This is a genomic window from Kitasatospora sp. NPDC002227 (assembly GCF_040296285.1).
Lineage (GTDB): Bacteria > Actinomycetota > Actinomycetes > Streptomycetales > Streptomycetaceae > Kitasatospora.
In genome coordinates, this window is sequence record NZ_JBEOWY010000007.1 from 171,968 (window position 1) to 185,749 (window position 13,782).

The window sequence follows — 13,782 nt, forward strand, 5'->3', positions numbered from 1 at the left end:
ATCCTTAACCTAACTCTGGGGAGGCCAGCCCGGCAGGCGGTCTACAGCTTCTCGACCGGGGCGTAGCGCAGCAGCAGCTGCTTGCGGCCGGAGGCGCCGAAGTCGATGGTCGCCTGCGCCTTGTCCCCCACTCCGGAGGTGGCGGTGACGGTGCCGAGCCCGAAGGTGTCGTGGGTGACGCGGTCCCCCACCGCCAGCGAGACGATCTCCCGCTCGGTGACGGTACGGGCCGACTTGCCCCAGCCCGCCTTCGGCTGGGCGCTCAGCCGCGAGGCCCCGGAGGAGGCCGACAGGCTCCGCGAAGGCGGCGGCACGGAGGCCGCGCCCGTCCGCTTCCAGTTCACCAGCGGCTCCGGGATCTCCTCCAGGAACCGCGAGGCCGGGTTGTAGGAGGGCTGGCCCCAGGCGCTGCGCAGCACCGAGCGGGTCAGGTAGAGCCGCTCGCGGGCCCGGGTGAGGCCGACGTACGCGAGCCGCCGCTCCTCCTCCAGCTCCTTGGCCTGGTTGAGCGCCCGCATGTGCGGGAAGATCCCGTCCTCCATGCCGGTCAGGAAGACCACCGGGAACTCCAGGCCCTTGGCGGTGTGCAGGGTCATCATCGTGATGACGCCGGCGCCGTCCTCCTCGTCCTCCGGGATCTGATCCGAGTCGGCGACCAGCGCGACCCGCTCCAGGAAGTCCGCCAGCGAGCCGACGGGCGGGGTGCCCTCGGCATCGTCGCCGTCGGGCCGCTCGCCCGGGTCCTTCTCGTACTCCAACGCCACGGCCGCGAGCTCCTGGAGGTTCTCCACCCGGGTCTCGTCCTGCGGGTCGGTGGAGGACTGCAGCTCGGCCAGGTAGCCCGTCTCCTCGAGCACGGCCTCGAGCACGGTGGCCGGACCGGCTCCGGACTCGACGATCGCCCGCAGGCCGGCCAGCAGCTCGTTGAAGCGCCGCACCGCGTTGGCCGAGCGGGCGGCCATGCCGTACGCCTCGTCCACCCGCAGCAGCGCCTGCGCGAAGCTGATCCGCTCCCGGGCGGCCAGTGCGTCGATCATCGCCTCGGCGCGGTCGCCGATACCGCGCTTGGGCACGTTGAGGATGCGCCGCAGCGGCACGGTGTCCTCGGGGTTGGAGAGCACCCGCAGGTACGCGAGCACGTCGCGGACCTCCTTGCGCTCGTAGAAGCGCACCCCGCCGACCACCTTGTACGGCAGGCCGACCCGGATGAACACCTCCTCGAACACCCGGGACTGCGCGTTGGTCCGGTAGAAGATCGCCACATCGCCGGGGCGGGCGTCCTTCGCATCCGTCAGCCGGTCGATCTCGTCGGCGATGAACTGCGCCTCGCCGTGCTCGTCGTCGGCGACGTAGCCGATGACCTTCTCGCCGTGGTCGCCCGCCGTCCAGAGCTTCTTCTCGCGCCGGTTGGCGTTGCGCTCGATGACGGCGTTGGCCGCGTTGAGGATGGTCTGGGTGGAGCGGTAGTTCTGCTCCAGCAGGATGGTGCGCGCGTCGGGGTAGTCCTCCTCGAACTGGAGGATGTTGCGGATGGTCGCGCCGCGGAAGGCGTAGATCGACTGGTCCGCGTCACCGACCACGCACAGCTCGGCCATGGGCAGGTCGGCGCCCGCGCTGCGGCTCAGCTCGCGGACCAGCATGTACTGGGCGTGGTTGGTGTCCTGGTACTCGTCGACCAGGATGTGCCGGAACCGGCGGCGGTAGTGCTCGGCGACGGCGGGGAAGGCCTGCAGCAGGTTGACCGTCGTCATGATGATGTCGTCGAAGTCGAGGGCATTGGCCTCGCGCAGGCGGCGCTGGTAGAGGAAGTACGCCTCGGCGAGCTTCTTCTCCATCGGGTTGGCGGCCTGGGCGGCGTAGGTCTCCTCGTCGATCAGCTCGTTCTTCAGATTGCTGATCTTCGCGGTGAAGGACTTCGGCGGGAACTGCTTCGGGTCCAGGTCCAAGTCCCGGCAGACGAGCGCCATCAGGCGCTGCGAGTCGGCCGAGTCGTAGATCGAGAAGCTGGAGGTGAAGCCGAGGTACTTGCTCTCCCGGCGCAGGATCCGCACACAGGCGCTGTGGAAGGTGGAGACCCACATCGCCCGGGCGCGCGGGCCGACCAGGGCCTCGACGCGCTCGCGCATCTCCCCGGCGGCCTTGTTGGTGAAGGTGATCGCCAGGATCTCGCCGGGGTGCGCGCCACGGGCGCCCAGCAGGTAGGCGATCCGGTGGGTCAGCACCCGGGTCTTGCCGGAGCCGGCCCCGGCCACGATCAGCAGCGGGGAGCCGGCGTGCAGCACGGCCTCGCGCTGCGGCTCGTTCATCCCCTCGAGCAGCTGCGCCGGGTCGGTCACGGTGCGGGCCGCGCCGTTGCGGTGGAAGGCGTCCCGCTCGGCCAGCGCCGCGTGGTCGGTCTGGAACAGCCCGTCGGGGATGGCCTCCTCGTACCCCCCTCCGTACGCGTCGTCGTACGGGGCCTCCTCGTACGGCGGCTCGTCCACGGGCTGCTGCGGCTGCTGCGACTCGGCGGACGAGAGGGACTCGAAGCCGGGGAGCGGGAGGTCGTCAAAGAGGCTAGTCATGGCCCTTCGAGTCTATGGCCCGCCGCTGACAACCAAGGGCGCCCCTGGACTCGGTCGGATTCACCCTGCTCAGGGCCATGAACCGACGCCGCGCGCGACCGGAACGGTCAGTTCCGCAAGGTTTCGGGCGAAGCCGTGCCCCTCGGCCCGGCGCGCCCGAGGAGAGGGCTAACGTCCCCGGCCCCACCCCATTTAGCCAGAGGATCAGCAATGGCCGCGCACCGAAAACCCCGGGGCACCGCCCTGCGCCACCGCAGGGTCGCCACGCTGGCCGGCGTGGCCGCCGTCTCGGTGACCGGCCTGGCCTTCCCCGCCCAGGCCGAGCCGGGGCCGGAGCGGATCCGGGCCCGGGTGGACGAGCTGTACCGGGAGGCCGAGCAGGCCACCCAGCGGTACGACGGCGCCGCCGAGCAGGCCGCCGAGCTACAGCGCCGGGTCGGCCACCTGCAGGACGAGGTGGCCCGCAAGGCCGAGGCCATCGAGGCCGCCCGGGCCCGGCTCGGCGAGCTGGCCGCCGAGCAGTACCGGGGCGGCGGGCTGTCCACCACCCTGCAGCTGGCCCTCGCGGACGACCCGCAGCAGTTCCTGCAGCGGGCCGGGATGATCGACCAGGTCGGCGTGATCGAGCAGCAGGCCCTGCACAGCTACGGCCAGCAGCGCCTGGCGCTGGACACCGAGGCCGCCGAGGCCCAGCAGCGGCTCGCCGAACTGAGCGCCCGCCAGAAGGAGTTGGCCGCCGACAAGGCCGCCGTCCAGCAGAAGCTGGCCGAGGCCCAGCACCTGCTCGCCCAGCTGACTCCCGCCCCCGAATCAGGCGCCGACCCGGACGAGACCCCGGCCCCCGCGACCGGGCGGGCCGCCGCCGCGGTGGCCTTCGCGGTGGCGCAGCTCGGCAAGCCGTACGTGTGGGGCGCGACCGGCCCGGAGAGCTACGACTGCTCGGGCCTGGTGCAGGCCGCCTGGGCCGCCGCCGGGATCTCGCTGCCGCGCACCACCTACGCCCAGATCGACGCCGCCCCGCGCGTCCCGCGCGGCGAGCTGCGCCCGGGCGACCTGGTCTTCTTCTACTCCACCGTCAGCCACGTCGGGCTCTACACCGGCAACGGCCGGATGATCCACGCCCCGCACCCGGGCGCACCGGTGCGCTACGAGTCGGTGGACGTGATGCCCTTCGCCGGTGCCGTCCGACCCGCCTGAGGCGCGCCGGACGGCACCGGGCCGGGGTCAGACCTTGAGTTCGGCGGCCTCGGTGCGGCGCTGGAGGGCCTTCGCCACCCGGCGCCCCAGGTTCTGGCCGGGCAGCTCGACCAGGCGGTAGGTCAGGTAGCTGATGGTGATCACGGCGGCGAGGAAGATCGCCGCCGGGCCGAACTTGCCGATGCCGTGCGCCGGGAAGGCGTCCTTGGGCAGCAGCCAGCGCACGCCCATCAGGACCGGGATGTGCACCACGTACACCGAGTAGCTGATCGCCCCGAGGAAGGTCAGCACCCGGGGGAAGCGCTTGTGCCGGGCCAGCATCGCCAGGCCGAAGGTGACCCAGGCGGCCACGTACGGGAGGGACCAGCCCTGCCAGGTGGGCGTCCAGGACTTCCAGATCGCCGGGATGCCGCGGTTCCACATGTAGCCGGTGACGAAGCCGGCGGCGAGCACGAAGAGGCAGGCGATCCAGGTCAGCAGCTTGTCGGCCTGGCCCTTCTCGGCGCGGTAGATCGCGGTGCCCGCGAACATCGTGCCGAGGATCATCATGCTCTCGAAGAACATCGCCCGGGAGTTGGCGAACAGCAGCACCGCGCCGAGCCCGCCGAGCAGCACCGCGCCGAGCCGGACGGCGGCCGGACGGCCCGTCAGGATGCAGACCAGCGCCGTGCCCATGATCAGGGCGGCGGCCATCACCGCGTGCAGCGTCGAGTGGTTGTCCGTGGTGATCATCTGCGACGGCACGGCCGCGCCGAGCAGCAGGGCGGCGGCGGCGAAGCCGACCGAGAGCTCGCTGCTGCGCTTGTGCCAGCCGGCCACGAAGAGCGCCGAGACGAAGAAGTAGAAGACCATCTCGTAGGAGAGGGTCCAGAGCACCCCGAGGCCGTTCGGGACGTGCAGCAGGTCCTGCAGCAGCGTGAGGTTGGCCACCGTCGAGCGGACCGGGGCGTCGAGGTCGACGGCGGGGACGGCGGACCACTTCCGGGGCAGGATGATCAGCGCGGCCGTGACCACCACCAGCAGCAGCGGGTAGATCCGGAACAGCCGGCCGACCCAGAAGCCGCGCACGTCGCCGCGGCGCTCCAGCGAGGCCGGGATGATGTAGCCGCTGACCAGGAAGAAGACCATCACGGCGTAGATGCCGAGATCGAAGTGGTCCCCGAACTCCTTGCCGCCGGGTATGAGCTGGATCAGCCCGAAGTGGTGGACCGCGACCAGCAGCGCGGCCACCCCGCGGATGGCGTCGAGCCACCCCATCCGGGCGGCGGCGGACCTGACGACGGGCTTCTGCGCTGCGCCGCCGGAGGTCTCGGTCGGCTGCTGTTGTATGACGCTCACAAGCGAGGAGGCTAGCCGAACAAGGTGTCGGGGCGGTATCGGTCCAGGCCGTGCGGTAACCGTTGGGGCAGAGTTCGTCCGCTGTGCAACCCAACCGCCTCCCTGGAGCGTCATTCTCTTGGGACAGCTGTCTGGGCCGCCACCCGACAGCCACGGTCGCCACCGACGACGCTGGTACCGTTTCACGGGGATTTGAGCCGCCCGCCTCAGCCCTTCCGCGACAGCTCCGAAGGAAAAACCGCGATGCGCACCAGTACGGCAAGCGCCGTCGAACCGGCGCCTGACGTGCCGATGGCCGACGGCCCGGCGAGCACCCGGCGCAGCGCCGTCCTCGCCCGCCTCTACTGGCTCTGGCCGGTCCTGCTGATGCTGGCGCTCGGTCTGTTCCGGATCAGCCGCACCGGCCTCTGGCGGGACGAGCTGGCCACCTGGAGCGCGATCGACCGCAGCAGCGGTGAGCTGTGGGACCTGCTGCACAACATCGACGCCTCCACCGGCCTCTACTACTTCATCGAGCACTTCTGGGTCGACGCCTTCGGGCACTCGCTGCTGGTGATGCGGCTGCCCTCGGTGCTGGCGATGGCAGGGGCCACCCTGTTCGTCAGCCTGGCCGGGGCCAAGCTCTTCGGCCGCCGGACCGGTCTGGCGGCCGGCGTGATCTTCGCGTGCATCCCGTCCGTCTCGCGCTACGCGCAGGAGGCCCGGGCGTACGCCTTCGTGATGCTCGCCGTCGCCGCCGCGACCTGGCTGCTGCTGCGCGCCCTGGAGCGGCCGACCGCGCTGCGCTGGGCCGCCTACGGCTTCAGCGTCACGCTCACCGGCTACTTCCACATGGTGGCGCTGACCTTCCTGACCGCCCACGCGGTGATCGTCGGCATCCGCTGGTGGCACGGGCGCAGGCGTGCCCTCCTGGTCGGCTTCCTGGTGTCCGCCGGGGTCGCGGTGCTGCCCGTCCTGCCCCTGATGAAGCTCGGCCAGGAGCAGTCGAAGGACCAGCTGAGCTGGTTGACCTCGCCGCCCGTGCAGTACGTCGGTGACGTCTTCCTGCGCGGGCTCTTCGGCTCCTCCCTGGTGAGCTACGCCTTCCTCGCGCTGGCCATCCTCCCGCTGGCCTGGCCGAGCCGCCGCCGCGCCGCCTTCGAGGTGGGCGTGATGGCGGTGCTGCCGGTCGGCCTGCTCTGGCTGGTCTCGCAGACCTCCTCGCACTACTTCCTCGACCGCTACCTGCTCTTCACCCTGCCCGCCTGGGCCCTGCTCGCGGCCAACGTGCTGACGATGCTGCGCCCCAAGGTGCTCGGCGCGCTCGGCCTGGCCGTGCTGCTGCTGGCCGGGGTGCCCGACCAGCGGTCCGTCCGGAAGTGGGACTCCCGCGAGACCTGGACCGCCAAGGGCGCCGCCGCCGTCATCGAGCACGGCTACCGGGCGGGCGACGGCATGCTGCCCTCACGCAAGCCCTGGGAGCTGGAGGCGGACCTCGCGCTCGACTACTACCTGACCGACACCGACGTGCACCCCAAGGACGTCGCGCTCACCCGCTCCACCACCGAGATCGCGGCGCTGCACGCCCAGCGCTGCGCCGACCCCAGCGGGTGCTCCTTCGACACCCCGCGGATCTGGGTGGTCACCTTCGGCTTCCCCTGGGACGTGCAGCAGAACCTGACGACCGGGGAGAAGAAGGCCCTCGAGCCGTACCGGCAGGTCTCCCAGCAGATCACGGGCGGCATGACCGTGACCCTGATGCAGCGCCGCTGACCTGCACCGTCGAACGCGCCGTCAGCCCCGGTTGACGGCGCGTTTGCCGTACCGGTGTGACGGCGGTCTCATGGTCGGGTGCTCACCGAAGCGACCGCCCCCGCCACCCGGCTGCGGGCCGTCCGCCGCCCGGCCCCGGCCCGGGCCCTGACGGCCGCACTGCTCGGCTACACCGCCGCCCGCCTGCTCGGCGTGCTCACCGTGGTGCTCTGGCCGCACCGGAGCGAGCCGGGGCTGCGCCGGCTGGGCACCCTCTGGGACGCCTACTGGTACCAGGGGATCGCCGCCCACGGCTACGCGGGCACCGCGCCCGTGCCCGGCCCGCACGGCCCCTACGAGGCGTACGCCTTCTTCCCCGGCTACCCGCTGCTGATCCGGCTGCTGAGCCTGCTGATGCCGCCCGAGTACGCGGCGCCGGCCGTGGCCTGGGCCGCCTCGCTGGCCGCCGCCTGGGGCATCTTCCTGCTGGCCGAGCGGCTGTACGGCCCGCGCGCGGGAGTCTGCGCCGCCGTGCTGTGGGGGGTGCTGCCCACCGCCGTGGTGGAGAGCGCGGCCTACTCGGAGCCGCTGTTCACGGCCTTCGCCGCCTGGGCCGGATACGCCGCCGTGCGCCACCACTGGCTCCGGGCCGGCACGCTGAGCCTGCTCGCCGGGCTCTGCCGCCCGACCGGCCTGGCGCTGGCGGCCGCCGTCGCGGCCGCCGCGCTGTGGGAGCTGCTGCGCCACCGGGCCGGCTGGCGGGCCCTGGCCGGGGCCGCCCTCGCCCCGCTCGGCTCACTCGGCTTCATCGCCTGGGTCGGGTGGCGCAAGGGCCGCCCGGACGGCTACTTCCGGGTGCAGGACGCCTGGCAGTCCCACTTCGACTACGGCCGCAAGACCTTCTACGCGCTGCGCGACCTGCTGACCAAGGCCGACCTGGTCTTCCTCACCGACGTGGTGGTGGCCGCCACGCTGGCCGCCGCCGTGCTGCTGTTCGCGCTGTCGGTGGTGCAGCGTCAGCCGCCCGTCCTGCTGCTGTACAGCGCGGCGATGCTCACCCTGGCGCTCGGCGACGCGGCGTACTTCAACTCGCGGGCCCGCTTCCTGCTGCCCGCCTACGCCCTGCTGCTGCCCCCGGCCGCCGGCCTCGCCCGAGTCCGCAGCCGGGTCTCGCTCGCCCTGCTGCTGGGCTCGGCCGCCGTGCTCTCGGCGCTGTACGGCGGCTATCTGGTGTTCGTCTACCCGGACGCGCCCTGACGGCACGTCCGGGCCGGGCCCGCGCGGTTTACGGGATGCCGAGCTCGAACAGGACGAAGCCCGCGTACCAGCCGGAGGCGGCGCCCACCACGGCGAACAGCGCCACCAGCGTCGGCCACTTCAGACGGCGCATGCCGATGGCCAGCGGGACGAACAGCGGGAAGACCGGCAGCAGGTACCGGGAGACGTTGCCGAAGATCTGCTGGCTGCCCAGCACCATCAGGATGGTGACCAGCGCGTACACCCACAGCACCGCCGGAGGCCGCAGCCGGAACAGCAGCGCCAGCAGGCAGGGCACCGCGATGACCACCGCGAACGCGATCATGTCCTCGGTCGGGAACTGGTAGATGTAGTCCGGCTTCCCGGTCAGGATCCCGTGCAGGACCTGCTTGGTGTAGTGCCCGTAGTCGAAGAAGTGGTACCAGGCCCCGCGCTGCAGCGTGAAGTACCCGCCCCAGCTGCCCATCTTCCAGCCGACCCAGCCGACGTAGCCGAACAGGCCGACCGGGGCGATGGCCATCGCCACCAGCGGACGCCAGATGCCGTCCTTGCGACGGTAGAGCGCGATCAGACCGGCGATGCCCAGTGCGGCGATCAGCGCGGAGGCGGTCGGCCGGTTCAGGCCGGCCACGAAGGTGAGCACACCGGCCGTCAGCCAGCGGCGGGTCATCACGCAGTAGCAGGCCCAGGAGGCGAGGGCGACGAACAGCGAGTCCGAGTAGACCGCCCACTCGACCCCGGAGCCGGGGAAGACGGCCCACAGGCCGGCCGCGATCACACCGGCCTTCCGGCTGCCGCTGAGCTTCTCGGTGACGGCGAAGATGCCGGCGGCCGCGACGAACGAGGCGACCACCGAGACCAGCATGCCCGCGCCGTACAGGCCGAGGCCGGTGCACTCGGAGACCAGCCGCATCAGGCCGGGGTACAGCGGGAAGAACGCGGCAGAGTTCTCGGCGTGGGTGAAGCCGCTGGGCGCGATCTGCACCAGCACCGGGTGGTAGCCGTTCTGCGCGACCTGCTGGTACCACCAGCCGTCCCAGCTGCCGAGCACGTCCCAGGGGTGGTGGCCGCCGCCGAACCGGAAGTACTTGTGGCGGTAGTCACGCGAGCTGTGCAGCAGGTACATGAAGACGGCGAAGCCGAGCAGCTTCACCACCCCGTACATGCCGACCGCCGGGCCGAACCGCCGGGCCGCGGCCCGCAGTCGCTCCACGACGCCCTCGGCGGACCCGTCCGGTCCGGGCTCCTGCTGAACGGTGTGCGAGCGCTCGCTCACCACCGCGCCGGATATCGCGCTCATAGCTCTGGGGTTCCCCGCCTGCCGATGCTTGGGCGTGCCGTCGAGTACGGACACCAGGGTTCCCGCCGAGCTTACGGCATGCCCCGGAGCCGCCCGGGCCTTCGTTGGACGGATCAGGACAGGGCCGATTCCGTCCAGCCGAGACCTGTTCCGCCGGGCTCGTGGGGCGACGAAAGTAGTCGTTGTCGCCGAGCAGCACCGACCGGGAGAGCGTCTCCGCGGGACGCCGGACGGGCTGCGACTCCCCTTCTCTCCGCAAAGGAACCCGCCATGTCCCGTGCCACCGTCGCCAAGGCCGCCGCGGTCCTCGGTCTCGCCCTCGCCGCCCTGCTGCCCGTCGCCGCCGCGAACACCACGGCCGCCCCGGCCGCCCGGCACACCACGGCCGCGCCCAGCCCGGCCGACATGATCTGGCAGTAGCCCGGCCGCCGGCCCCTCGAGGCCCGGCCCGCTCCTCCCCCGCTCCTCCCCCGCACCGCCCGCGCACCGCCGAGTGCCGCTTCGCCGTGCCCGCACGCACCCTCCCGCTCACTCTCCTCTCGCCGAAGGAAGCCGCCATGTCCCACCGCAGGAGCTACTCGCCCCGACGAGCCGCGATCGTCGCCGGTGCACTCACCGCCGGCCTGCTCGGCACGCTCGTGGGCTGCGGCGGCGACACCGGCACGACGGCCTCCTCGGCGCCGAGCAGGAGCACGGCCGCCACGCTCACCGCGAGCGCCGCCCCTTCGACCGCCCCCTCCCCGGCCCCGACCCCGACCGGCTCCGCCCCCGCTCCCACCGCCTCGGCCGCGCCGGCCCGGAGCACCGCCCCGCAGACCGCACCGCCGGGCGCCCCGGACGCCCCGGACGCCCCGAGCACCCCGGTGGCCACCGCGAGCGGCGGGCCGCAGCGCCTGCCGAACGGCTCGCTGCTGGTCGCCCCGACCGCCAAGCTCGACGTCACCCTGACCGGCCTCCCCGAGCACGCCGTGCTCAAGCCCGGCAGCCCGGTCGAGTTCTCCGCCGTGGTGGAGAACACCGGCAGCAGCGACTACGTCACCCTCGCCTCCGTCGTCCGGCTCAAGCAGTACGACGGCGGTCTCGCGCCGCTCGGCTCGGTCGGCGGCACCCTGCAGCGGCTCGACCCGGCGACCGGCGCCTGGCAGAACGCACCGCTGCCGCAGGCCTCCGGAATGGACTACCTGCTCGCCGCGACCGGCGCCAAGCCGCTCCCCAAGGGCGCCAAGGAGACCATCCGCTACCGCCTCAGCCTCGACCCGGCGCTGAAGGCGGGCACCACCGAGATCCAGTTCTACGCCGTGTCCCAGCCGAACAACCTCCAGGCGGGCACGGCCTCCCTCCCGGTCTCGATCGCCTGACCCGCGAACAGGCCGCCACGGCTTCCACCTTCTTCCGACTGCCCGTCAGTCGATCTTCCAACCATTCACAGGAGAGCACTCCCATGGCCCAGCTGTCCCGTTTCCGTCGTCTCGTGACCGGCGCGCTCGCCACCGTCGCCGTCGCCCCCGCCCTGGTGCTGTCCGGGGCCGGCTCGGCCTCCGCGAACACCGGGAGCACCATCGTCTCGATCGCCCAGTCCAACCTGGGCAACGGCCCGTGCAGCACCAACAGCGCCGGCGGCTCCGGCTACTACGGCAGCTGCGGCGAGGCCTGGTGCGCCGACTTCGCCAAGTGGGTCTGGAACCAGGCGGGCGTCAACGTCTCCGGCCTGACCGCCGGCGCCGGCAGCTTCGCCCTGTACGGCTCCGGCCTGCACTCCTCCCCGCGGGTCGGCGACGCGGCGGTCTTCAACTACAGCGGCGGCGGCTACGCCGACCACGTCTCCCTGGTCACCTCGGTCAACTCCGACGGCACCGTCTCCACCATCGGCGGCAACCAGAGCAACTCCGTGACCCGGGGCACCATCAGCGCGAGCGGCTACTACGGCAGCCAGCACATCAGCGGCTACGTCTCGCCGCAGGGCGGCAACAGCGGTGGCGCCGGTACGGAGGCGGGTGGCGCGAACCGCGTCCGCTACGCGGACTGGGACGGCGACGGCAAGGCCGACTACATCGTCGTCAACGACGACGGCTCCGTCCACGTCTACCTCAACAAGGGCACCGACGGCCACGGCGGCTGGCAGGACTACGGCCAGGTCGCCACCGGCATGACCAACGACCGCACCCGCGTCCGCTTCGCCGACTTCGACGGCGACGGCCGCGCCGACTACATCCTCATCAACGGCGACGGCTCCGTCCGCGTCATGCTCAACAAGGGCGGCGACGGCCACGGCGGCTGGCAGGACTGGGGCACCGTCGCCACCGGCACCACCACCAACCAGAACGCCGTCACCTTCGCCGACTTCGACGGCGACGGCAAGGCCGACTACCTCACCACCGCCGACAACGGCGCCGTCACCGCCTACCTCAACCGCGGCGGCGACGGCCACGGCAGCTGGAACCTCCTCGGCCAGGTCGCCACCGGCCTCACCAGCGACCGCAGCCGCGTCCGCTGGGCCGACATGGACGGCGACGGCAAGGCCGACTACACCGTCATCAACGCAGACGGCTCCATCACCGCCTTCCTCAACAAGGGCGGCGACACCGGCGGCGGCTGGAACAACCCCGGCCAGGCCGCCACCGGCCTCACCACCAACCAGAACGCCGTCACCTTCACCGACATCAACGGCGACGGCCGCGCCGACTACCTCCTCACCAACCCCAACAACTCCGTCAACGCCTTCATCAACAGCGGCATGGACGGCCACGGCGGCTGGACCAACTGGGGCCAGATCGCCGCAGGCGCCTGAGACCGACGCGCTCCCTCCCACCCACCTCCCGACGTAACGGACATCCCATGAAGCGCATCACCGCCCTCGGTCTCACCGCTGCCATCGCCCTGGCCACCGCCGGTCTCAGCACCGGCTGCGCCTCGGCCGCCTCCGCCCCGACCGCCCGCCCGCTCAAGGTCATGCCGCTCGGCGACTCGATCACCGCCGGCTCCGGCAGCGCCACCGGCTCCAGCTACCGGGCCCCGCTGTGGAACCTGGTGGCCGGCCAGTCCCGCTACAGCGTCGACTTCGTGGGCTCCGGCAACTCCGGCGCCCTGCCCGACACCGACAACGAGGGCCACAGCGGCTACCTGATCGACCAGATCAGCGCCGGCATCGACGGCTGGATGGCCGCCGCCCAGCCCGACGTCGTCCTGCTGCACATCGGTATCAACGACATGGACCGGAGCACCGACAAGGCGCACGCCTCCGACCGGCTCGCGGCCCTGCTCGACCGGATCAACGCCGACCGCCCGGGCACCACCGTCCTGGTGCAGGGCCTGATCCCGACCACCGGCGGCCTCGAGGCGCTGTCCCAGGACTTCAACGCCAAGGTGAAGGCGCTGATCCCCGGCAAGCAGGCGGCCGGCGAGAAGGTCCGCTACGTGGAGCCCCCGGCCCTCACCGGCGCCGAGTTCAACGACCGGCTGCACCCGAACGACGCCGGCTACAGCCGGATGGGCCAGGCCTTCTACGGTGCGCTGGACAAGGCCTTCACCGACGGCCTCGCCACCACCCGTACCGCGCCGCGCGCGGGCACCGAGTCCGGCACCGGCCGGGTCCGCTGGGCCGACTGGGACGGCGACGGCAAGGCCGACTACCTCACCATCGCCGACAACGGTGCCGTGAACGTCTTCCTCAACAAGGGCGGCGACGGCCACGGCGGCTGGCAGGACTTGGGCCAGGTCGCCACCGGCACCACCACCGACCGCTCCCGCGTCCACCTCGCGGACTTCGACGGCGACGGCAAGGCCGACTACATCACCGTCAACCCCAACGGCTCGGTCACCGTCTTCCTGAACAAGGGCGGCGACGACCACGGCGGTTGGAGCCTGCTCGGCCAGGTCGCCACCGGCACCACCACCGACCAGAACGCCGTCACCTTCGCCGACTTCGACGGCGACGGCAAGGCCGACTACGTCACCACCGCCGGCAGCGGCGCCGTCAACGTCTTCCTCAACCGGGGCGGCGACACCGGCGGCGGCTGGGCCGGCCTCGGCCAGATCGCCACCGGCGTCACCACCGACCGCTCCCGGATCCGCTGGGCCGACCTCGACGGCGACGGCAAGGCCGACTACACCGTCATCAACACCAGCGGCTCCATCACCCCGTACCTCAACCGGGGCGGCGACGGCCACGGCGGCTGGGGCGTCCCCGGCCAGTTCGCCACGGGCGTGACCTCCGACCAGAGCGCGGTCGCCTTCGCCGACGTCAACGGCGACGCCCGGGCCGACTACCTCTTCACCACCCCCACCGGCTCGGTCAACGCCTACACCAACAACGGCGGCGACGTCAGCGGCGCGGGCGGCTGGACGGGCGGCGACCAGTTCGCCGCGGGTGCCTGATCCGACGCGAGGGGCCCCGGA

At 72.2% G+C, this 13,782-nt stretch carries 10 protein-coding genes; 7 read left to right on the forward strand and 3 right to left on the reverse strand.

Annotation, left to right across the window (positions count from 1 at the left end; all coding sequences use genetic code 11):
- Positions 1-41: 41 nt before the first annotated feature.
- Positions 42-2,564, reverse strand: a complete 2,523-nt coding sequence (gene pcrA / locus ABT095_RS09070; protein ID WP_350528656.1) for a DNA helicase PcrA — start codon at positions 2,562-2,564, stop codon at positions 42-44.
- Positions 2,565-2,774: 210 nt separating this feature from the next.
- Here pcrA and ABT095_RS09075 point away from each other — a divergent pair, with 210 nt between their 5' ends.
- Positions 2,775-3,761, forward strand: a complete 987-nt coding sequence (locus tag ABT095_RS09075) for a C40 family peptidase (RefSeq protein ID WP_350528657.1) — start codon at positions 2,775-2,777, stop codon at positions 3,759-3,761.
- 27 nt (positions 3,762-3,788) lie between these two features.
- Here the strand turns inward: ABT095_RS09075 and ABT095_RS09080 are convergent, their stop codons facing one another.
- Entirely contained in the window at positions 3,789-5,099 is a 1,311-nt protein-coding gene (locus ABT095_RS09080; RefSeq protein ID WP_350528658.1) for an acyltransferase family protein, read from the reverse strand.
- Between the two features lie 243 nt (positions 5,100-5,342).
- Here ABT095_RS09080 and ABT095_RS09085 point away from each other — a divergent pair, with 243 nt between their 5' ends.
- Both ABT095_RS09085 and ABT095_RS09090 read left to right on the forward strand, forming a co-directional pair.
- Positions 5,343-6,851, forward strand: a complete 1,509-nt coding sequence (locus ABT095_RS09085; RefSeq protein WP_350528659.1) for a glycosyltransferase family 39 protein — start codon at positions 5,343-5,345, stop codon at positions 6,849-6,851.
- Positions 6,852-6,929: 78 nt separating this feature from the next.
- Positions 6,930-8,087 carry a putative hexosyltransferase gene (locus tag ABT095_RS09090; RefSeq protein WP_350528660.1) on the forward strand — a complete coding sequence of 386 codons (1,158 nt, stop codon included), beginning with the start codon at positions 6,930-6,932 and terminating at the stop codon, positions 8,085-8,087.
- Positions 8,088-8,115: 28 nt separating this feature from the next.
- On the opposite strand, the gene ABT095_RS09095 is transcribed toward ABT095_RS09090, so the two are convergent.
- Positions 8,116-9,387, reverse strand: a complete 1,272-nt coding sequence (locus ABT095_RS09095; protein WP_350528661.1) for a putative hexosyltransferase — start codon at positions 9,385-9,387, stop codon at positions 8,116-8,118.
- Positions 9,388-9,657: 270 nt separating this feature from the next.
- On the opposite strand from ABT095_RS09095, the gene ABT095_RS09100 reads away from it, so the two are divergent.
- The 4 genes from ABT095_RS09100 to ABT095_RS09115 all read left to right on the forward strand — a co-directional run bounded on the left by ABT095_RS09100 (position 9,658) and on the right by ABT095_RS09115 (position 13,761).
- A complete protein-coding gene (locus ABT095_RS09100; protein ID WP_350528662.1) occupies positions 9,658-9,807 on the forward strand; it encodes a hypothetical protein in 150 nt (49 codons plus the stop codon).
- A 137-nt stretch (positions 9,808-9,944) separates the two neighbouring features.
- A complete protein-coding gene (locus ABT095_RS09105) occupies positions 9,945-10,745 on the forward strand; it encodes a COG1361 family protein (protein WP_350528663.1) in 801 nt (266 codons plus the stop codon).
- An 83-nt stretch (positions 10,746-10,828) separates the two neighbouring features.
- On the forward strand, positions 10,829-12,175 hold the full coding sequence (locus tag ABT095_RS09110) for an FG-GAP-like repeat-containing protein (protein WP_350528664.1): 1,347 nt from the start codon (positions 10,829-10,831) through the stop codon (positions 12,173-12,175).
- Positions 12,176-12,222: 47 nt separating this feature from the next.
- Entirely contained in the window at positions 12,223-13,761 is a 1,539-nt protein-coding gene (locus ABT095_RS09115) for an FG-GAP-like repeat-containing protein (protein WP_350528665.1), read from the forward strand.
- Positions 13,762-13,782: the final 21 nt, after the last annotated feature.